This window comes from Chryseobacterium sp. 14P4.3.2, assembly GCF_057799275.1.
Genome location: NZ_JBYOKO010000008.1, coordinates 197,495 through 217,325 on the forward strand (window position 1 = coordinate 197,495; position 19,831 = coordinate 217,325).

Here is a 19,831-nt window from a genome sequence, read left to right on the forward strand (position 1 = left end):
TATTTTAAACATTATGTTAACAAATGATTCAATATTTTTTAATAAAATACATTCAACACTTATGTTTATTAAAAAAAACACAAACTGTAGAACGTTCTACAGTTTGTGTTTTATATACTTTAAAAGCAAATCTTTTTTATTTCTAAAATTTATACGCAATATTCCATGCAAATCCCATATTGAACTTTGAAGAGCTTTTCCCAAAGCCTGGTACAATCATCGGATAGATATCATCCTGCTTGGATGTATACATCAAATATCTCGGCTGGAGATTCACATCAATATAGAAATTGGAAGTAAACAGCTGCACTCTTCCTCCCAATGTGCCTTCCAGCCAAAAAGATGACTGAGATGATGAGGGAAAAGTTTCAGAAGAACTACTTCCTCCAAATCCACGAACAGGCACTGCCATATATTCCTGCTTATAGAATGATCCGGCCACTTTTCCTCCCGCATAAAAACCGTTGAATTCATTTTCTGCATCTTTTGCCAACATATAGAATCCCCCCAATTTTACAAAGGGACCATTTACTTTGGCGTCATAACCATTCTTCTGATATATATTCTTCTCGAAACCTGCTTCTGCGACAGCATGAACATTTCCTCTAATTTTTGAAGAAATGAATCCCTGATACAGCTTTCTGTCTGAGAAAAATCCCATCCCTGTATTCAAGGCATCAAGACCAACCATAAAATTGGGTTCATATTTAGTATGCTCCTTTTTTTCTTCTCCTTTTTTATCCTGTGCCCAGCTTATTATTCCTAATAAACTAAAAAACAAGGTAAAGATTAGTCTTGTCTTCATTCTCTATTTGATTTAGTCCGTCTTCCAGCTTAAGAACGGGATTTGGGGTTATTAATTCTGATTTTAAATTTTCATAATACTTCTTAATACCACAACCGGGAGATACATAACTCGACTTTGTAGTATAGTTGATTCTTACTTTAGATTCAGCTCCTTTAATTGTCAGTTTAAAATACACATCAGTGTAAGGAGAATCGTCTACTCTTAAAGGAATAAGCCTTGAGTCAATTTTCACAAGCCTCCCCAAATCAACTTTTCCGGAACCATAATCCACTGCCACGTATAGTGAATCCAGTGTTTTTGGCTTATCCGAATCTGCAGATCTGAATGCGACTTTCATTCTCGGGGTACCTTCTCCACTTTCGCAAATATCATCCTCTCCTCCACAGGAAAAAAGCGTTCCTAAAAAGCATATTATGATAAGAAATTTAAAATATTTCATCTGTATATTTTTATATTTTTATTTAGTCAGATGGAACTGGCGTTTCATATTAAGATTTGAAATTCAAATTTAAATAATTTTTTATTTTTTTACCAATAACGCAATGTTCTCTACATGGTGGGTCTGAGGAAACATATCTACAGGTAATATTTTAACCAGCGTATAATGTTCTTTCATTAATGCAAGATCTCTTGCCTGTGTAGCAGAATTACAACTTACATATACCACTTTTTCCGGTGCCAGTTTTAAAATCTGTTCTACTACTTTCTGATGCATTCCATCTCTTGGAGGGTCAGTGATTAAGACGTCTGCCTTTGGATGATTTTCTAAGAACTCATCATTAAAGACATTTTTCATATCTCCACAATAGAACGTTGTATTGGTAAGACCGTTTAATTCAGCATGCTCAATGGCAGCATCTATTGCTTCCTGTACAGATTCTATTCCTATTACCTGTTTTGCATTTCTAGCCACATACTGTGCTATGGTTCCGGTTCCTGTATAAAGGTCATATACAACTTCATCTCCTTTCAGATCTGCAAACTCCAACGTTTTTCTATACAATTCCAGAGCTTGTTTATAATTGGTTTGAAAGAAAGATTTAGGTCCTATTTTAAATTTAAGGCCATCCATTTCTTCCATCAGGTATCCTTCTCCAAAGTAAACATTGATGTTCAGATCGTAGATAGAGTCGTTAGATTTTGGATTGATAGCATATACCAATGTTTTGATCTGCGGAAATTTCTCCAACAGGAATTCAAAAAGTTTTTCTCTGTTTTCTTTCTCTTCTCTGTAAAGCTGGAAAAGTACCATCCATTCACCTTTAGAGTTCTGTCTCATCATTAGGGTTCTTAAAAACCCTGCATGGTTTCTCACATCAAAGAAATCAAGTCCGTTGTTAACGCTATATTCTTTTACAGCCAGCCTTATTGCATTGGAAGGATCTTCCTGCAGGAAACATTCTTTAAGATCAAGAATCTTACTCCACATTCCCGGAATATGAAATCCTAAAGCATCTTTACTCCCAAAGTTTTCTTCGGAACTGATTTCATACTGGGTAAGCCATCTTGCATTGGAGAAAGAGAACTCCATTTTATTTCTATAAAAATACTGTTCTTTAGAACCTAAAATGGGTACGGTTTCAAAATCATCAATACCTCCGATTCTTTTGATATTATTATATACTTCTTCCTGTTTAAAGTCAAGTTGCTTTTCATAACTCATATTCTGCCACTTACATCCTCCACAAGTGCCAAAATGAATACATTTAGCCTCTACTCTAAAAGGAGACTTTACCAAAACAACTTCTGCTACTCCTTCATAATATTTGGCTTTAGCTTTTTTCACTCTGACATTTACAATATCCCCAGGAATGGCTCCTGAAACCAATACTGTTTTACCGTCTTCCGTTTTACCAATAGCGACTCCTTTTGCTCCGGCATTTAACAGCTTAATATTTTCAAGAATAATATCTTTCTTCTTTCTCATTCTATAAATTCTATTTTTCTAATACGAAACCTTTCGGTTCCATTTTGCAAAAATACAATAAAAAAAACCTTATCCGAAGATAAGGTCTCTATACTATGTTAAAGTTTATTATTTTGCTTTAGCAGGTTGAGGATTTGCTGGCTGTGGAGCCTGCTGTTGTGCAGAAGGATCAATTTGCAATTGCTGTGGCATCTGCTGCATATTCGGCTCTACTTTTGGCGCTGAAAGACCGGTTAATTTATCAAGGATAACCACCAATTCCTGCTCACCTAAGTTCACAAAAGATCTGCTGGCAATCTTCCCGTCTTTATCAACGATTACAAAGCAAGGTAATTTAAATCCGTAAACACCATATTTCTTAGCAATCTCAGATTCCATTCCTTTTTCACCATATACGTTTACTCCCTGAATTCCTTTCAGTAAAGAATTACTTGTTTTGATGAACTGATCTTTAGTATCGTCAACATTTACGAATACAAAGTTCATTTTAGATTTATAGAAGTTAACTACTTCTTTTAAAACAGGTACTGTAGCTTCACCAATATAAGGATTCCATGAAGCGTAGAAGAATAACATATAAGGCTTCCCTTTGTTTTCAGAAAGGTTATACGCCTTTCCATCTTGTTTTACCAAAGGTGCTTCAGGAGCTGCATCTCCAATTTTAAGTCCTGTAATAGCTACCTGCATTTTTAACAGGTCACTTTTAATGGTAGCATCTTTAATATCTGTATCAATGATTTTTTTAATTTTATCAATGTTCGCTGCAGGAGTTGTTGGGTGAATATCAGCCTGAGCCATTACAAATGCCAAAAGATAGTCTTTTGCAGTTTGTGACAGATCTTTCTTAGTTTTCAAATACTGAGCAAACATCTCTGAAGTGGTAATTCCTGTTTTCCCTTTGCTGTTAGCTTCCGCGTATTTTTGAAAATCGGGAGTCATTTTTACAAGCAGGTACTGTCTGTAAAGAGGAATAGCTTTAACCATTGCATCTTTGTCATCATCCAGTTTTGTTTCGTAATCTTTAAAAGCTTTAGAAGCTTTGTAAGATGGGTTTCCAGACATTGGACCATGTGACATTTCATAGTTAGCAAGCAGGTTCAGAATAGTTACTTTAGCATCGTTCTTTTTCCATGCTAAAAGTCCTTTGCTTGGGTTATTTTTCTGAGCAAGGTCATCTATATTCTTATTAATGTCAGCTTCCACTTTTTGCATTCCTTTTACAAATGCTGCCTCGTCTCCGCTCATTAATGCTCCTAAATTAACTTTAGTACCATATTCTCCCAGAAACTTCTGACTTGCTGTAAGGAAATCATTATTCTTTTTAGCATCTCCGGTAATCACGTATTCATTAGGAAAAGTCATTGCATTTCCGGAAATATTAACCTTTTGACCTCCTTCAAGGTAGATAAGGTTTTGCTTGTTTGCATAATTGATCACGTACATACCATCTTTTGGAGCTTCAAAGCTTCCTGAAAAGTTGCCGTCTTTATCTAAGCCTATATTAATCAAAGGCAAGGTTCCTACTCCTGAAGCTTCAACAAATTCAATTCTTTCTAATGGTGAACTTCCAGTAATTTTTCCTTTTACCTCTACTTTTTTTGAACAAGACATCACGAAAATCGCGATGATAAACAATAAAAGATATTTTTTCATTTCAATTTTAATATTATACAAAAATAAGCTTTTTAGGGCTTCTTAATTCACACTGGTTATTTTTTTTAAAAATTTTATTAGGACCGATCAAAGGTGATGTTTTAAATACATTTTCACCTTTAAAAAGCACATGAAAAATTTCTTTAGAACAATTCAAATGCCCTCCAAATATATACTTATTAAATAAAAGAATGCTAAAGCTTATTAATAAGTTAACAAACTTTAACAGGTAATCAACCTCCATAAAAAAAATCGCCTCCAAAATGAAGGCGATTTTTTATGTATTTGAATCAATTCTATCCTTGATCTACAAAAGCAGCCATGTACTCTCTGTTCATTCTTGCGATATTCTCAAGAGAAATACCTTTAGGACATTCAATTTCACATGCTCCAGTATTTGAACAGTTTCCGAATCCTTCTTCGTCCATAGCTTTCACCATGTTCAGAACTCTTCTCTTAGCTTCTACTCTACCTTGAGGAAGTAAAGCAAACTGAGAAACTTTTGCTCCCACAAATAGCATTGCAGATCCGTTTTTACACGTCGCTACACAAGCTCCACATCCGATACAAGCAGCAGCATCCATTGCCTTGTCTGCATCTTCTTTAGGAACTGGAATTGCGTTAGCATCCAACGTATTACCAGAAGTATTTACAGAAATAAAACCTCCTGCAGCCATTACTCTGTCGAATGCGCTTCTGTCTACCATTAAGTCTTTAATAACAGGGAAAGCAGCACTTCTCCAAGGTTCAATAACGATAGTTTCACCGTCTTTGAACATTCTCATGTGAAGCTGACAAGTTGTAATACCTGTATCCGGGCCGTGTGCTCTACCATTGATGTAAAGAGAACACATTCCGCAGATTCCTTCACGACAGTCGTGATCGAAAGCGATAGGTTCCTTTCCCTCGTTAATAATATTTTCGTTCAAAATATCTAACATCTCTAAGAAAGAAGAATCTGTAGAAACATCTGATATTTTGTAGGTCTCGAACTGACCTTTAGTTTTGCTATTTTTTTGTCTCCAAATTTTTAGGGTAAGATGAAGGCCTTTTTTTGCACTCATAATTATTTTTTTATAGGTTGGAGATTATTTGTAACTTCTTGCTTTAACTTCAATGTTTTCGTAGATCAAGTCTTCTTTATGCAGAACTTCTGTTGTGATATCATCTGTTTGATATTCCCAAGCTCCAACATATTTAAAGTTAACATCATCTCTTTCTGCCTCACCTTCTGAAGTAGCATGATCTTCCCTGAAGTGTCCACCACAAGATTCGTTTCTGTGTAAAGCATCGATAGCCATCAATTGTCCAAGCTCAATAAAATCTGCCACTCTGAATGCTTTTTCAAGCTCAGTGTTCATTCCATCGGCATCACCAGGAACTTTCACGTCTGCCCAGAATTCTTTTTTCACCTGAGCAATTTCAGCAATAGCTTCTTTCAAACCTTCAGGAGTTCTTCCCATTCCTACCTTATTCCACATGATGTGTCCTAATTTTTTGTGGAAATGATCTACTGAATAAGTTCCTTTATTATTTAAGAAGAAATCAACTTTATCTTTAATTTCTTTTTCAGCTTTATCAAAATCTTCAGAGTTTGTAGGAATTGTACCTGTTCTGATGTCCGCTGAAAGGTAATCTGCAATCGTGTAGGGAAGTACGAAATATCCGTCTGCCAAACCTTGCATCAAAGCAGAAGCTCCCAATCTGTTTGCTCCGTGATCAGAGAAATTAGCTTCACCAATTACGAAACATCCTGGAATTGTAGACTGAAGATTATAATCAACCCATACACCACCCATTGTATAGTGAACTGCAGGATAAATCTTCATTGGAGTCTTATAAGGATCATCAGCAGTAATCTTTTCGTACATTACGAATAAGTTACCGTATTTCTCCTCGATCCAAGCTTTTCCTAAATCATAGATCTGCTGATCTGTAGGATTGTGAATATGTTTTTCGATAGCGGCTTCTTTACCTTTTTTAATGATTTCTGTAGAGAAATCTAAGTAAACACCTTCTTTCGTTTCATTATTCTCGATTCCGAATCCAGCATCACATCTTTCTTTACCCGCTCTAGATGCAACGTCTCTAGGCACTAAGTTTCCGAATGCAGGATATCTTCTCTCTAAATAATAATCTCTATCTTCTTCTTTAATATTTTCAGGTCTTAATTTACCTTCTCTGATCGCAACTGAGTCTTCAATTTTCTTAGGAACCCAAATTCTTCCTGAGTTTCTTAATGATTCAGACATCAAAGTCAGTTTAGACTGCTGCGTTCCGTGAACCGGAATACAAGTCGGGTGAATCTGTACGTAACAAGGGTTTGCAAAATACGCTCCTTTTTTGTGGATTTTCCAAGCTGCAGAAACGTTTGAACCCATTGCGTTGGTAGAAAGGAAATATACGTTTCCATAACCTCCAGAAGCAATAACAACAGCGTGAGCAGAATGTCTTTCGATTTCACCTGTTACCAGGTTTCTTGCGATGATTCCTCTTGCTTTTCCATCTACAATTACCAATTCCATCATTTCGTGACGGTTGTACATTTTAATTCTACCCTTACCAATCTGACGGCTCATTGAAGAATATGCACCTAATAATAACTGCTGACCTGTTTGTCCTTTAGCATAGAACGTTCTTTTTACCTGAACTCCTCCAAATGAACGGTTGTCTAGCTGACCGCCGTAATCTCTTCCAAAAGGAACCCCCTGTGAAACACACTGGTCAATAATGTTAGCAGAAACTTCAGCTAATCTGTAAACGTTGGCCTCTCTTGCTCTATAGTCACCACCTTTGATGGTATCGTAGAACAATCTGTAAGTAGAGTCACCGTCTCCTTGGTAATTTTTAGCTGCGTTGATCCCTCCTTGAGCCGCAATAGAGTGCGCTCTTCTTGGAGAATCCTGGTAGCAAAATGCTTTTACATTATATCCCTGCTCTGCTAAAGTTGCAGCAGCAGAACCACCTGCTAAACCTGTACCAACAACAATAATATCAATCTTATCTCTGTTGTTTGGTGCAACAAGGTTCATATGGTCTTTATGATTTTTCCACTTGTCTTTAAGAGGACCCGCCGGAATTCTTGAATCTAATTTACTCATACTAGTATATTGATATTATTGAGTTACAAAATGAAAAACTGCAACGATGATAAATCCTGCAGGAATAAGGATTGAATACCATTTCCCAAAAGCCTTAATTACCGGCGTATATTTTGGATGTCTTGCTCCAACTGACTGGAACGAAGACTGAAAGCCATGAGCTAAGTGTAATCCCAATAGAACAAAAGAGATCACATATAAAGCCACTCTCCAAAGGTCAGCAAACTTCTCATGAAGTTCCGGCCAGAAACGTTCTGCATCAGGAGCCAGCCCTTCTACATACTTGTAATTAATTTCATGTAACCAGAAATCATATAAATGAAGCGCCAGGAAAGCCAACACAACAGCTCCGGAAATAATCATATTTCTGGACATCCATGAAGAATTCACAGACGCGTTGTTTGATGCGTACTTTACCGGACGCGCTTTGTTATTCTTGATTTCAAGTACAAATCCCATCGCAAAATGGAATATTACTGCAAAGCCAAGAATAGGCTGCATTAAGAACTGCACAAAAGGATTATAGCCCATAAAGTCAGATGCTGTATTAAATGCATCCTTGTTTAGAACTGATAACAAATTGGTTGTCAAATGCAGTATAAGAAAAATCAGCAAAAACATAGCTGATAATGCCATAGCGTATTTTCTACCTATCGTAGAACTCGTTAAACCTGCCATATAAGTTTAAATTTGAATTTCCTACAAAATTAGGAAATGTTAACAATATCGAAAAGTGAGAAATCTCACAATTAGACAGTTTGTAATCTTTCTAAATAAGATTATAATACTTTATAAATACAGGAAAAATATAAAAACAAAAACCTTATTTTATATCATAAATCTGATCTTTAAAAACTACTTTCTGCACAGACCCTGGGAGTGGTTTTATTATAAAACGATCTACCCTTCTTGAAGAACAATAAGGTTTAACAATAAACCGTAAAATCTTGTCACGGTCTGCCATATCCGAAATCCAGAAGCATACCTTACCACCCGTCTTTACTGATAAAACTTTATTTCTTCCAGAATCATGCAGTAATATTTCTTCTTTCTGATTTTCAACAGCGCAATATCCGGCTCTTACCATAAAAAACATCAAAACGGCCATTATTAAATTCATTGTGTTTCTGAAATCAAATTTATGAACGGCCGGTCTCAGTAAATAAACAATTATTGAGGCCAGCAACACCTCAACTAAATTTACAGATATATCATCAAAAAAGAATTTATCAACATCCGCAAATTCGTGTATAACTTTTAACAAGATCTGAATAATAAAATCATAGAGAATATTGATTAATTCAAAGTCAAAGCCGATAGCAATGAGGGTTGTCATTAGGAAAGAAAAGACAATAATTACTTCCGAAAAAGGGACAACGATAAAATTAGCGATGATAGAGATAAAAGAAAACTGATGAAAATAATACAGTACGAGCGGGAGCGTTGCCAGCTGAGCAGACAAAGATATTGTAATGGTATTAAATACAAGTTTTTTCAAATAGGTATCCTGTTTCGGGAAATGATCCAGTAACGGCTTATTCAGCCAAAATATTCCTAATACCGCTATAAAACTCAGCTGAAATCCTACCTCAAACAGCTGCTGAGTATCCAAAATAAGAATAATAAACGCTGATAATGCCAATGAATGAAGCATATCGGGTTTTCTCTGAAGTAATACGTATATAAAATATACACTGAGCATAATACAGGATCGCAATACTGAATTTCCGAACCCTATAAATCCTGAAAAGAGCCAAATAAACAGCAAACTAAAAATTACGGTATAACTTCTGAATCGTAAAGGAACCAATCGTATCATGAGGAAATAAACCATTCCGAAAATGACAACAATATGAGTCCCGGAAATCGCTAAAAAATGAACAAGCCCGGACTTATTGAAATCCTGTATGGTATCAGCATCCATCTCAGTTCTGTCTGCCAAAATAATTCCTTTTAAAAACTCTCTGGTTGTAGCAGAAATTTTCACCTCATCAATTTTCTTAAGAACTTCAAACCTCTGCTGCCGGATCTTATCTGAAATATTCAAATCATTCCGTCCTGCAGATAAAATTTCTTTTGAAAGATAAATCTGATACTGAATATTTTTTCGTTTCAGATATTTGGAGTAATCAAACTGGAAATCATATTGTGGAGAATAAGGCTTTGTAATGAAAACTTCAGACTTGTAATAGTGGACAAAATCCAGGTCCTTGCTATTCTTGGGAAGATAAAAAACTGATTTAATTCTTTTGTTTTCCAGCTGTGCTATACCTTCATATTTCTTATACTTTTCAGTCGAGTTTAATTTTTGAGTAATCATAAAAACAACAACTCTTTTTTCCTTACCGAACGGTTTAAGTTCTGCCGGATTTGTATTAAAGAAATGAAGAATAATTCCTGCACAAAAGAACAGGGTTCCCAGAATAAGTGCTTTTGTTTTATGCAAAAAATAAGAATGAAAAAGCAATGCAAGTAAAATTACCAGACCAGCGATCATCACAAAATAAACACGACCGTCTTCTAATAAAAATTTATCCTGGAACAATATTCCAAGAATAAAGCATATAACTAAAATAAGTAGAGGCTGTTTATTCAATTCCAATCAATTACCTCACCAAAGTAAGAAATTAATCATCACAGCATCATCTCCCTAATTACCGAAACTATATTGTTTTATTTGTAAAAACGCCAATAGAACGCGTGATTATTTACTCCTAAAAGAAACTTTAGATTTACTTTACTTCTCTTTAAGAAATTTATCCATCAAATGCTTCGTTTCTTTAATATAAAATTCAGGATCTTTACCATAATCTTCATAAGTAAAATCCCCACTTTTTTTAGGAATAGCAGGTTCTATCTGGGTTCCTTCATGCCATTCATTAAATGAAGTGATCCCTATAAATTCGGGTTTAACTTTTATAGCAGCATCGAACATATTTTCATAATACTTACCATTGTCTCTGCTTTTAAAATTAGCCTCATTCCAGGGCCTTATTCTGGTATCTGAATATCCAGGGCCTACGCATGGGATAAAAATGAGATTATGCAGTTTCGCAAAGTCTGCAAGATAATTCCAATTTGAAACGGTACTTCCGAACACAAATCCTTCACTTGCAAAATAAGTATAAAACCCGTCAAAACCGGATGAATCAAAGAAAGCCGAATCATTCTTTTCTACCCATAATCCTATATAAAATGCATCAAGCTCTGTATTTCTAACCGTTTTCTCTCCATCATCAGCTAGCAGTTTCGCCCATTCTTCTTTAGAAATTTTGTAGCTGTCATACACATAATATAACGGTTTACCTGCCTTTTTATAAAAAGCATGATGATGAGAATAAGTCTGTACAAGATAAGAAAGCTGCTCTTTAAGCTCAGTGATATTTTTATAGAATGGTTCTATATGAAATGCTATTTTTAAACCAAAACGATCTGCAATATCCAGATATTGAGCCATGCTTTTATCTGTATAGGAATCTTTCCCTAACCAGCTGACCACAACAACTCCTACTCCGGATTCTTTGATCATTTTCATGTGCTTTTCAATGATCTTTGTATCGTTCGAACTATAATTTCCTAAAGCAGGATAGAAATTAGCTCCGATATCATTGCCTCCTTTATAATGACCAAGATCATTCCATTTCGGGTCTTTCCAATGGGGCAGAATATCATGGTTCCAATGGGAGTAACTACCGTCTGTTAAAGGATTACCATACCAGCCATAATAGAATATCTGAATGTTTTCCCTCCCTTTCTTCTGTGCAGAACTGTGTGAGAAAAAAAACGTTAATATGATAGATAATAAGAAACGGTTAAAGTAATTCATGGTAAAAAATCAGTTTATATTCTCAAAGCCGGATTAAACTTTTAAAATCACATCAGCAGCATGCTCACTAGCCCCTTTTCCTCCTAGGTTCTCTCTTAACAGTTTATAATCATTCAGAACCTGGTCTCTTTTTTGGCCTTCTAACACTTTATTAAGTTCTTCTACAAGGTTCTTTGTACTCAAATCAGCCTGGATCAGCTCCTTTACTACCTCTCTATTCATAATCAGATTGACAAGAGAAATATAATTGATATTTTTAACCAGCCTTTTGGCAATGGCGTAAGATACTTTACTTCCTTTGTAGCAAACGACTTCAGGAATATTCAGCAATGCTGTTTCTAAGGTAGCAGTTCCGGAAGTGACAAGTGCAGCCTTTGAACATCTCAACAAATCATAAGTTTTGTTGGAAACAAAATGGACATTATCATCTACATATTTCTGATAAAACTCTTTGGGCAGGCTTGGCGCTCCGGCAATTACAAACTGATAGTTTTTAAAATACGGCCTTACGGAAAGCATTATTTCAAGCATCTTTTCCACTTCCTGCTTTCTGGAACCTGGCAGAAGGGCAATAATTTCTTTTTCGTTCAGTCCGTTTTCAGACTTAAACTGTTCTGGACTTATTTCCTTCAGATCAGAGATAGCATCTAACAAAGGATGTCCTACAAAATGAGAATGAACACCGTGTTTTCTGTAAAAATCTTCTTCAAACGGAAGAATGACCATCATTTCATCCACATATTTTTTGATGATCTCTACACGCCCTTCTTTCCAGGCCCAAAGTTGTGGAGAGATATAATACACCACTTTAATTCCCAGCTCTTTAGCAAATCTGGCAATCCTTAAATTAAAACCGGGATAATCTACCAGAATAAGAACATCCGGTCTATTGTTCTGAATATCTTCTTTGCAGAATTTTATATTATTCAAAATAGTCCGCAGATTCATCACCACTTCCAGAAATCCCATAAAAGCGAGATCTCTGTAATGTTTCACCAATGTTCCTCCCTGAGCTGTCATTAGGTCTCCACCCCAGAATCTAAATTCGGCAGAGGGATCCTTTTGTTTTAAAGCTTTCATCAAATTGCTTCCATGCAAATCACCTGAAGCTTCTCCTGCAATAATGTAGTATTTCATTTCTTTCGAAATCTTTTATTATTTGTTTGTGTAACCATAGCCGTCTATAATCATAGATAATTCCGAATTATATGAGGTTTCTATGGTAAGGATAGAGAACAAATTAAAATAAATATGATCTTAATTTGTAAATTTGTCCAAAGATAATGATAAAAATGTCAGAAGAATTTGAAATCAGAAATAAAGTTGCCGAAAGCGGCCTTGTGAATTTTGACCTTTCTACCTTGCTTCCAAAAGGGGTAAGAAAGGGGGTGGATCTTAAAGATTTTCTTTTTCAGGAAATGATCCTTAAGGAGAAAGATTTCCGTGAAAAGGTGGAAGCAATCGATACTGAAGAATATAGAGACTCATACATATACATTTACAATTCTGTAGATACAATAATTCCACTTTGGGCATATTTTGTACTGACAGCAAAGCTTACAGACGTTTCTAAAAAAATTGTTTTTGGAAGTCGTGAGGATCTTGAGGTTATTTTGATGCACAATGCTATACAGACTTATGATTTCGGAGATATGAGAGGTAAAAGAGTACTGGTAAAAGGCTGCTCTGATAAGGAAATTCCTGAAAATGCTTATATAGAACTGGTAGAGCAGCTGAAACCTGTTGTAAAATCACTTATGTTCGGAGAAGCATGTTCTAATGTTCCTATTATAAAGAATTAGGAATGAATAAATATCTATCTGTACTATTTTTATTCTTACTATTTTGGGGCATTTATTATATAGGAAGTTTCTCAAGAATTCCATTTGCCGACTGCGTTGGTTTTGTATTGTCTGTGGAAAAAGAAGAATGGGCAACAGTGGCGGATGCAACAAGCCATTTTTTATATGTAAATACAGCAATATTAATTAAACTCCTTACGGGCTTTAATGCTATTGATGCCAGTCGGTTTCTGGTTGTAACTTCAGGAGCCGCAACAGTTACTGTTATTTACCTCATCCTCAAAAGTTTGATTAAAACTGAATGGGTTTCACTAAGTACCGCTATAGTTTTTGGGTTCAGTTTTTCGTTTTGGAGAAATGCTGAGATTATAGAAGTGTATACTTACAATACATTATGGATCAGTCTTTTTTTCTTTTCAATGATAAAAGTATTTTCAGAGGATAAAAAAAAGTATATTATCTGGAGTGCTTTCTTTCTAGGAGTTAGCCTCTGGGTGCATATTCAGAATATTCTTTTAATTCCCGCTTTCTTTATTTTCCTATTTTATTTCAGAAGTGAGAAAAAATATTTTTATCCTTCTTTATTTATTTTTATAGGATTGTTTTCATTTTTATTTATCCTGAATATCTTACAAGGTCTTTCTGTGAGTTCTGTTTACTCCTCAAGCCAGGGAACCTGGGTGGAAGATTCCTTTAAAAAAACACCATCACAGTATTTAAGAGATTTTTTTGTATCATTGGCTTATCTCATTTACAACTTTAATATATTTGTTTTTTTTGGAATTGCAGGAGTTATTTTACTCTTTAAATCCAATAAAAAAATGTTTTACACTTTTTTTGTAGGAGCGGTATGTGTGTATGGTTTTTCAACATTCTATGCTGTTTCAGATAATTATGTTTTCTTCCTTCCTTTCAATATTATCTTTGCACTTGCTATTGGCTACGGTCTGTCTTCCGTAAAATATGCTAGTTTTCGAAAGTTTTCGTGGGTCTGCCTTTTTATTCCCATGGGCTATATTCTTTGTTACACTATAGTAGCTTCTACTGAAAAAGCCAAAGAATTCGATACTTATAAAAAATATAAAGGCGGCTTGGAGTATTACTTACTTCCATGGATGAACAACAACGTTGGAATTCTGGAGTTTACACTTGATAAAAAAGAAGCTCCTGAACCTATTCACTGGATGACAGTAAGTGCTGTTGAGTATATACAGATTCTAAAAAGTAAAGGATATACAAACGAACAGATTAGAAAACTTTAACAATAATTATGAAGTACAGAGATTTTGTAAGGCATATTTTTTGTTAGCTTTGGGTTACTTAATCCTTAACAAACACAAAAAATGAGTTTAATTGATCTACTAACAGGGAACACAAGCAACCAGGTTGCTGAACAGGCTGAAAACAAATTCGGGATCGGCAGAAACCAGGTAATTGCTCTATTGGCTGTAGCTACCCCTCTGATCATTTCTTATCTTAGAAACAAGTCTCAGGATGCTAAAGAAGCAGAGTCTTTAAATAATGCTTTAGATAAAGATCATAATGGAAGTATCTTAAATGATGCCTCACAGATTGAAACAAGACAAGCCGAAGGAGGTTCTATTCTTGATCATATTTTTGGAGGACAAAAGAGTACGGTAGAAAATCAACTGTCACAAAATACAGGAATTTCCATTGATAAAATTGGTCCTGTTCTAGCCATGCTGGCTCCCGTAGTTATGGGATATATTGGTCAGCAGAAACAAGAAAACAATGTAGGTGCAGGAGGTTTAGGAGGACTTTTAGATGGCATTCTTGGAAATGCCACGAATCAGGCCCAGACTCAGCAATCCAGTCCTTTAAATGACATTTTGGGAAGTGTTTTAGGTAATGGACAATCCCAGTCATCAGGAAATCCTCTGAGTGATATTCTAGGAAATGTACTTGGTGGAAGCGGAAACCAGCAACAACAAAGTGGCGGCTTAGGCAGTATCCTTGGAAATATTTTTGGAAAATAATTAATTTAATTTTTATACAAAAAAGACCGGAGAAATGATCTCCGGTCTTTTTTATTACTTTACTTTTTAGCTTTTTCTTCAGAAGTTACAACAGATTTTGACGCTTTTCTGGGTCTTCTTTTCCCATAGCTTCCGGCGTTGATTTTTCCTCTTCTGGACTTCTTGTCTCCTTTTCCCATAATAATAAGTATTTTGTTGTTATAACGAATTTAAAAAATATGTATTTAAAATCAAAAAATTACCCGTAAAAGTTTCTAAAATATTTTGTTCAAAGTCGAGAACCTCTTCTGTAAAATAATGTACTTAAATTAAAAATATCTATTCTTTTCTCTTTTAAATAAATTGAAATCAAAATTTTAATAGAGAATACTAATGGGATACTGATCCAGGATAAGGAAATACAATAGCATTAACAGCCCTGGACGGTAATTTTGATAATGTGATAGAAGATGTACTTCAAGATACATCATTTATTCCTTCTGCTAATGGATTTCATACTTTTACAATTCGACTTAAAGACAGCCAGGGAAATTGGGGACAGGTCTTTCAAAATATTGTTCATACGGGAATCCTTCCCGTAACAGGAGCAGAAACTCTTACAAACGGAGAATATTTCTGGGATAATGATCCGGGAGGATGATATTTTAAATTTCAACGCAACCGGTAAAATGAATATTTATTCATCCGAAGGAAGGCTGGTACTCTCTAAAGATAATGCAGATGGAAGTAAAGGAATAAATGTATCATCACTTATTAAAGGAAATTACATTTTAACAATATAAAATAAAGAAGGAAGATTCTTTTCTAAATTTATCAAGAAATAATTCCATTCAAAATAAATGATGATGGCTTTTATAAAAAATTTCAATACATCCTATTAGAAAAACTTCTTTCGGGAAGTTTTTTTAGCTTTTGGGATCTTTCATATACACCATCTAAACCTTCACCGTTTTCCATCTCCCTTTTTTAAACAAAATAAAGGCAATTACAGTAATCAATGCTTCAGCTGCAGGAATTGAGATAAACACTCCTTTTGGGCCCATCTCACAATGCTTGGAAAGAAAATAAGCCAAAGGGATCTGAAATAACCAAAATCCAAAAAAGTTTACCCAGGTTGGTGTCCAGGTGTCACCTGCCCCGTTGAATGCATTGATCATCACCATCCCGATTCCATAGAAAATAAAGCCTGTACTCATTATATGAAGTGCATTTTCAGCAAATTCTTTAATTTCAACCTCTTGGGTGAAAAAACTTACCAGGAAATTTCCCATAAAAACAAAGATTAAGCTCACTATCAACATAAAGACCGCATTATACTTCACTGTTTTCATAACAGACTGCTCTGCCCGTCCCATTTCATTAGCCCCCATATTCTGTCCGACCAAAGTAGAGGCAGCATTACTCAATCCCCAGGCCGGAAGTATAAAAAACATCATCAGCCTCAATGCAGTCTGGTAACCAGCTGAAGCATTTTCGCCTCCGGTAGTAGCAACGAGCTCCGCAAGAAAAATCCAGCTGCATGAAGCAATTACAAACTGAAATATTCCCGGAGTAGCTATTTTTATAATAGATTTGATTAAATCATAATGGGGTTTAAAATAATTCAGCTTAATCCGGATCTGTGTATCTGCTATTAAAAGATGATACAGCTGATAGATCACCCCGATACTTCTTCCTATAGTAGTTGCTAATGCTGCTCCGGTAAGCCCTAAAGCAGGAACAGGTCCTAAACCCTTGATCAGGATCGGGCAAAGAATAATATTGGCAATATTCGCTATCCATAAACTTTTCATGGCAATCATTGCATTTCCTGCACCTCTGAAAATACCATTGATTAAAAATAAAAGCATAATAATTGTACTGCTTCCCATCATGATTCTTGTAAAGTCTTTTCCATAAGCAGCAGCTTCGGGTGTTGCCCCCATCAGAATCAGTATTTTTTCAGCATATATTACTCCCAGCAAGCTTAAAATAAGTGTTATAACAAATGAAACCAACACTACCTGTGCAGCACTTCTGGAAGCCTGTTCAGGATTTTTTTCACCAATCCTTCTTGCCACTAAAGCTGTAGCAGCCATACTCATTCCGATCGCAATAGAATACATAATTGAAAGTACAGACTCCGTAAGCCCTACTGTCTGAATAGCAAAACCACTTTCTTTCAAATGCCCCACAAAATAAAGATCAACTAGTGCAAATACAGATTCCATAGCCATCTCCAGCATCATCGGAATAGCTAAAAGCAAAACAGCACTTCTGATATTCACCTTGGTAAAATCTGTATCCTCTCCACTGAAAGCTTTTTTCAAAAAATCAACATATTTCATCATTTTACAATCAATAATTTATTTAAACCCAAAAATACAAATCCAATTATTAGTAAAACTTAGCAATTGATAATAAAATTTAATTTAGATTTGTATATTCTTAAAAATTATCCTTATGAAAAAAATAATCTCTACCACCTTTCTATTTGGAGCGTTATTATGTGCCAATATGTTTTCTGCTCAAAAGATGACACAGGAAAAAATGAAAGCCATTTATACTGATGATGTAACACAATTCAAAAAACAATTTACACCAGGAGATTACAACAAATGTTTTACAATAGGTAACGAATCTTTTACACCACTTGGATTCAGTACATTATCAACAAAAAAAACTATCGTAAAGTTTCTGCTGGACAGTAAAGTGAACATTAATAAAAAATGTCAAAACCAGACTCCTCTTGAAATTGCAGAAAGTTCAAAAAACGTGGAGATCGCGCAATATTTGATTGAAAGAGGAGCAAAAAGAGATTAAAAAATCTTATTACCATACCCAAAAACTTCCATTTCGGAAGTTTTTTTTATTTATAAAACCTGCAAAAATCTTATCTTTGCCAACGAAAAAAATAAGGTTCAGGGCTGAACCTTAAACATTGAACTTTAAACAAATAATTATGTTTCGATCACACACCAACGGAGAGCTTTCTCTGAAAAATCTGAATGAAGAAGTTACACTATCCGGATGGGTACAGACTATCCGTGATAAAGGATTTATGATTTGGGTAGATCTTCGAGATCGATACGGAATTACTCAGCTTGTTTTTGATCAGGACCGTTCTTCAGCACAGCTTATGGAAGAGGCTAAGAAATTAGGACGTGAATTTGTGATTCAGGCTACCGGAAAAGTAATTGAAAGAGTAAGTAAAAATCCAAATATTCCAACTGGAGAAATTGAAATTTTAGTAGAGAAACTAACGATTCTGAATGATTCTCAACTTCCTCCTTTCACCATTGAAGATGAAACGGATGGTGGTGAAGAATTAAGAATGAAATACCGTTATCTGGATATCAGAAGGAACCCGGTAAAGGATAAATTGATCTTCCGTCATAAAATGGCACAGAAAGTAAGAAATTATTTATCTGATGAAGGCTTCATTGAAGTGGAAACTCCTGTTTTGATCAAATCTACTCCGGAAGGGGCAAGGGACTTTGTAGTACCAAGCAGAATGAATCCGGGACAATTCTATGCATTGCCACAGTCTCCACAAACTTTCAAGCAGCTTTTGATGGTAGGTGGAATGGATAAATATTTCCAGATTGTAAAATGTTTCCGTGATGAGGATTTAAGAGCTGACAGACAACCGGAATTTACACAGATTGACTGTGAAATGGCTTTTGTAGAGCAGGAAGATGTCATGAATGTTTTTGAAGGAATGACCAAAACTCTTATTAAGGACATTACAGGTCAGGAATTCGGAGATTTCCCAAGAATGACTTTCGCTGATGCGATGAAAAAATATGGAAATGACAAACCGGACATCCGTTTCGGAATGGAATTCGTAGAGCTTAATGAGCTGGTAAAAGGAAAAGACTTTAAAATCTTTGACGATGCTGAATTGGTTGTGGGAATCAATGTAGAAGGATGTGCAGAATACACCAGAAAGCAAATTGATGAGCTTGTGGATTGGGTAAAACGTCCTCAGGTAGGAGCTTCAGGAATGGTTTGGGCAAAATTCCAGAATGACGGAGTGAAGACCTCATCGGTGAATAAATTCTACAACGAAGAAGATCTAGCTAAGATCATTGAAAAATTCGGAGCTAAAGAAGGAGACCTGATGCTGATCCTTTCCGGAAACGAAAGCAAAGTAAGAGCTCAGCTTTCTGCATTGAGAATGGAGCTTGGAAATCGTTTAGGATTAAGAAAAGGAGATGTATTTGCACCACTTTGGGTAGTAGACTTTCCATTATTGGAATTTGATGAAGAAAGTGGACGTTATCACGCAATGCACCACCCTTTCACTTCTCCAAAACCAGAAGATATACACTTATTAGAAACTGATCCCGGAAAGGCAAGAGCCAATGCTTATGATATGGTTCTTAACGGAAATGAAATTGGAGGAGGATCTATCAGAATTTTCAATAAAGAGCTACAGTCTAAAATGTTTGACCTGTTAGGATTCACAAGAGAGGAAGCTGAAGCTCAGTTTGGATTCTTAATGAATGCCTTCAAATACGGAGCTCCTCCACACGGTGGTTTAGCATTCGGATTTGACCGTTTGGTAGCAATCCTTGATGGAAATGAGGTAATCAGAGATTATATTGCATTCCCTAAGAACAATTCAGGGCGAGATGTAATGATCGATGCACCTGCTTCTATTGCTGATGCACAGCTCGATGAACTAGAATTAAAGTTAGATTTAAAAGCATAAATTTAAAGCGGGGCAGTTGCC

Annotated in this window: 19 protein-coding genes; 7 read left to right on the forward strand and 12 right to left on the reverse strand. The window is 35.5% G+C overall.

What is annotated here, in order from left to right; translation table 11 throughout:
* Positions 1 to 142: 142 nt before the first annotated feature.
* The 10 genes from AC27VX_RS13945 to lpxB all read right to left on the reverse strand — a co-directional run bounded on the left by AC27VX_RS13945 (position 143) and on the right by lpxB (position 12,452).
* Positions 143 to 805: a DUF6048 family protein gene (locus AC27VX_RS13945; protein ID WP_236856220.1), complete on the reverse strand. Its 663-nt coding sequence runs from the start codon at positions 803 to 805 to the stop codon at positions 143 to 145.
* Positions 771 to 1,247 carry a hypothetical protein gene (locus AC27VX_RS13950; RefSeq protein WP_236856221.1) on the reverse strand — a complete coding sequence of 159 codons (477 nt, stop codon included), beginning with the start codon at positions 1,245 to 1,247 and terminating at the stop codon, positions 771 to 773. The genes AC27VX_RS13945 and AC27VX_RS13950 overlap by 35 nt, the downstream gene beginning before the upstream one ends.
* Positions 1,248 to 1,328: 81 nt before the next feature.
* Complete coding sequence (gene rlmD, locus AC27VX_RS13955) at positions 1,329 to 2,735, reverse strand: 23S rRNA (uracil(1939)-C(5))-methyltransferase RlmD (RefSeq protein ID WP_300685639.1); 1,407 nt, start codon at positions 2,733 to 2,735, stop codon at positions 1,329 to 1,331.
* Positions 2,736 to 2,843: 108 nt separating this feature from the next.
* Complete coding sequence (locus AC27VX_RS13960; RefSeq protein ID WP_236856223.1) at positions 2,844 to 4,388, reverse strand: TlpA family protein disulfide reductase; 1,545 nt, start codon at positions 4,386 to 4,388, stop codon at positions 2,844 to 2,846.
* A gap of 296 nt (positions 4,389 to 4,684) precedes the next feature.
* Positions 4,685 to 5,452: a succinate dehydrogenase/fumarate reductase iron-sulfur subunit gene (locus AC27VX_RS13965; RefSeq protein WP_488696174.1), complete on the reverse strand. Its 768-nt coding sequence runs from the start codon at positions 5,450 to 5,452 to the stop codon at positions 4,685 to 4,687.
* A 24-nt stretch (positions 5,453 to 5,476) separates the two neighbouring features.
* The gene (locus tag AC27VX_RS13970) at positions 5,477 to 7,489 is read right to left on the reverse strand and encodes a fumarate reductase/succinate dehydrogenase flavoprotein subunit (protein ID WP_236856225.1); all 2,013 of its coding nucleotides are present in this window, start codon (positions 7,487 to 7,489) and stop codon (positions 5,477 to 5,479) included.
* A 15-nt stretch (positions 7,490 to 7,504) separates the two neighbouring features.
* Complete coding sequence (locus AC27VX_RS13975) at positions 7,505 to 8,167, reverse strand: succinate dehydrogenase cytochrome b subunit (RefSeq protein WP_236856226.1); 663 nt, start codon at positions 8,165 to 8,167, stop codon at positions 7,505 to 7,507.
* Positions 8,168 to 8,312: 145 nt separating this feature from the next.
* A complete protein-coding gene (locus tag AC27VX_RS13980; RefSeq protein WP_488696177.1) occupies positions 8,313 to 10,034 on the reverse strand; it encodes a ComEC/Rec2 family competence protein in 1,722 nt (573 codons plus the stop codon).
* 192 nt (positions 10,035 to 10,226) lie between these two features.
* Complete coding sequence (locus AC27VX_RS13985) at positions 10,227 to 11,315, reverse strand: glycoside hydrolase family 99 protein (protein ID WP_236856228.1); 1,089 nt, start codon at positions 11,313 to 11,315, stop codon at positions 10,227 to 10,229.
* 33 nt (positions 11,316 to 11,348) lie between these two features.
* Complete coding sequence (gene lpxB / locus AC27VX_RS13990; RefSeq protein WP_236856229.1) at positions 11,349 to 12,452, reverse strand: lipid-A-disaccharide synthase; 1,104 nt, start codon at positions 12,450 to 12,452, stop codon at positions 11,349 to 11,351.
* Between the two features lie 155 nt (positions 12,453 to 12,607).
* Here lpxB and AC27VX_RS13995 point away from each other — a divergent pair, with 155 nt between their 5' ends.
* The 3 genes from AC27VX_RS13995 (at position 12,608) to AC27VX_RS14005 (ending at position 15,114) form a co-directional block, all read left to right on the forward strand.
* Positions 12,608 to 13,117 (forward strand): DUF2480 family protein, encoded by a 510-nt coding sequence (locus tag AC27VX_RS13995; RefSeq protein ID WP_236856230.1) that lies wholly within the window; start codon positions 12,608 to 12,610, stop codon positions 13,115 to 13,117.
* 2 nt (positions 13,118 to 13,119) lie between these two features.
* Entirely contained in the window at positions 13,120 to 14,379 is a 1,260-nt protein-coding gene (locus AC27VX_RS14000; RefSeq protein WP_300686578.1) for a protein O-mannosyl-transferase family, read from the forward strand.
* Between the two features lie 81 nt (positions 14,380 to 14,460).
* Positions 14,461 to 15,114 (forward strand): DUF937 domain-containing protein, encoded by a 654-nt coding sequence (locus tag AC27VX_RS14005; RefSeq protein WP_236856233.1) that lies wholly within the window; start codon positions 14,461 to 14,463, stop codon positions 15,112 to 15,114.
* Between the two features lie 59 nt (positions 15,115 to 15,173).
* On the opposite strand, the gene AC27VX_RS14010 is transcribed toward AC27VX_RS14005, so the two are convergent.
* Positions 15,174 to 15,293: a 30S ribosomal protein THX gene (locus AC27VX_RS14010; RefSeq protein WP_236856234.1), complete on the reverse strand. Its 120-nt coding sequence runs from the start codon at positions 15,291 to 15,293 to the stop codon at positions 15,174 to 15,176.
* Positions 15,294 to 15,553: 260 nt separating this feature from the next.
* Here AC27VX_RS14010 and AC27VX_RS14015 point away from each other — a divergent pair, with 260 nt between their 5' ends.
* Both AC27VX_RS14015 and AC27VX_RS14020 read left to right on the forward strand, forming a co-directional pair.
* Positions 15,554 to 15,754 carry a hypothetical protein gene (locus AC27VX_RS14015; RefSeq protein WP_488696181.1) on the forward strand — a complete coding sequence of 67 codons (201 nt, stop codon included), beginning with the start codon at positions 15,554 to 15,556 and terminating at the stop codon, positions 15,752 to 15,754.
* Positions 15,738 to 15,896: a T9SS type A sorting domain-containing protein gene (locus AC27VX_RS14020; protein ID WP_410680451.1), complete on the forward strand. Its 159-nt coding sequence runs from the start codon at positions 15,738 to 15,740 to the stop codon at positions 15,894 to 15,896. The genes AC27VX_RS14015 and AC27VX_RS14020 overlap by 17 nt, the downstream gene beginning before the upstream one ends.
* A 153-nt stretch (positions 15,897 to 16,049) precedes the next feature.
* Here the strand turns inward: AC27VX_RS14020 and AC27VX_RS14025 are convergent, their stop codons facing one another.
* Positions 16,050 to 17,444 carry an MATE family efflux transporter gene (locus AC27VX_RS14025; RefSeq protein WP_300686574.1) on the reverse strand — a complete coding sequence of 465 codons (1,395 nt, stop codon included), beginning with the start codon at positions 17,442 to 17,444 and terminating at the stop codon, positions 16,050 to 16,052.
* Positions 17,445 to 17,556: 112 nt separating this feature from the next.
* Between AC27VX_RS14025 and AC27VX_RS14030 the strand changes: the two genes are divergently transcribed.
* Positions 17,557 to 17,916 (forward strand): ankyrin repeat domain-containing protein, encoded by a 360-nt coding sequence (locus AC27VX_RS14030; RefSeq protein ID WP_236856237.1) that lies wholly within the window; start codon positions 17,557 to 17,559, stop codon positions 17,914 to 17,916.
* Positions 17,917 to 18,055: 139 nt separating this feature from the next.
* Positions 18,056 to 19,810: an aspartate--tRNA ligase gene (aspS, locus tag AC27VX_RS14035; RefSeq protein ID WP_488696184.1), complete on the forward strand. Its 1,755-nt coding sequence runs from the start codon at positions 18,056 to 18,058 to the stop codon at positions 19,808 to 19,810.
* The last annotated feature ends 21 nt before the right edge of the window (positions 19,811 to 19,831 follow it).

Bases quoted from the DNA above. Each gene is read 5' to 3' on its own strand.
- AC27VX_RS13945 (WP_236856220.1), bottom strand. From the start codon at position 805: ATGAAGACAAGACTAATCTTTACCTTGTTTTTTAGTTTATTAGGAATA.
- AC27VX_RS13950 (WP_236856221.1), bottom strand. From the start codon at position 1,247: ATGAAATATTTTAAATTTCTTATCATAATATGCTTTTTAGGAACGCTT.
- rlmD (WP_300685639.1), bottom strand. From the start codon at position 2,735: ATGAGAAAGAAGAAAGATATTATTCTTGAAAATATTAAGCTGTTAAAT.
- AC27VX_RS13960 (WP_236856223.1), bottom strand. From the start codon at position 4,388: ATGAAAAAATATCTTTTATTGTTTATCATCGCGATTTTCGTGATGTCT.
- AC27VX_RS13965 (WP_488696174.1), bottom strand. From the start codon at position 5,452: ATGAGTGCAAAAAAAGGCCTTCATCTTACCCTAAAAATTTGGAGACAA.
- AC27VX_RS13970 (WP_236856225.1), bottom strand. From the start codon at position 7,489: ATGAGTAAATTAGATTCAAGAATTCCGGCGGGTCCTCTTAAAGACAAG.
- AC27VX_RS13975 (WP_236856226.1), bottom strand. From the start codon at position 8,167: ATGGCAGGTTTAACGAGTTCTACGATAGGTAGAAAATACGCTATGGCA.
- AC27VX_RS13985 (WP_236856228.1), bottom strand. From the start codon at position 11,315: ATGAATTACTTTAACCGTTTCTTATTATCTATCATATTAACGTTTTTT.
- lpxB (WP_236856229.1), bottom strand. From the start codon at position 12,452: ATGAAATACTACATTATTGCAGGAGAAGCTTCAGGTGATTTGCATGGA.
- AC27VX_RS13995 (WP_236856230.1), top strand. From the start codon at position 12,608: ATGTCAGAAGAATTTGAAATCAGAAATAAAGTTGCCGAAAGCGGCCTT.
- AC27VX_RS14000 (WP_300686578.1), top strand. From the start codon at position 13,120: ATGAATAAATATCTATCTGTACTATTTTTATTCTTACTATTTTGGGGC.
- AC27VX_RS14005 (WP_236856233.1), top strand. From the start codon at position 14,461: ATGAGTTTAATTGATCTACTAACAGGGAACACAAGCAACCAGGTTGCT.
- AC27VX_RS14010 (WP_236856234.1), bottom strand. From the start codon at position 15,293: ATGGGAAAAGGAGACAAGAAGTCCAGAAGAGGAAAAATCAACGCCGGA.
- AC27VX_RS14020 (WP_410680451.1), top strand. From the start codon at position 15,738: ATGATCCGGGAGGATGATATTTTAAATTTCAACGCAACCGGTAAAATG.
- AC27VX_RS14025 (WP_300686574.1), bottom strand. From the start codon at position 17,444: ATGATGAAATATGTTGATTTTTTGAAAAAAGCTTTCAGTGGAGAGGAT.
- AC27VX_RS14030 (WP_236856237.1), top strand. From the start codon at position 17,557: ATGAAAAAAATAATCTCTACCACCTTTCTATTTGGAGCGTTATTATGT.
- aspS (WP_488696184.1), top strand. From the start codon at position 18,056: ATGTTTCGATCACACACCAACGGAGAGCTTTCTCTGAAAAATCTGAAT.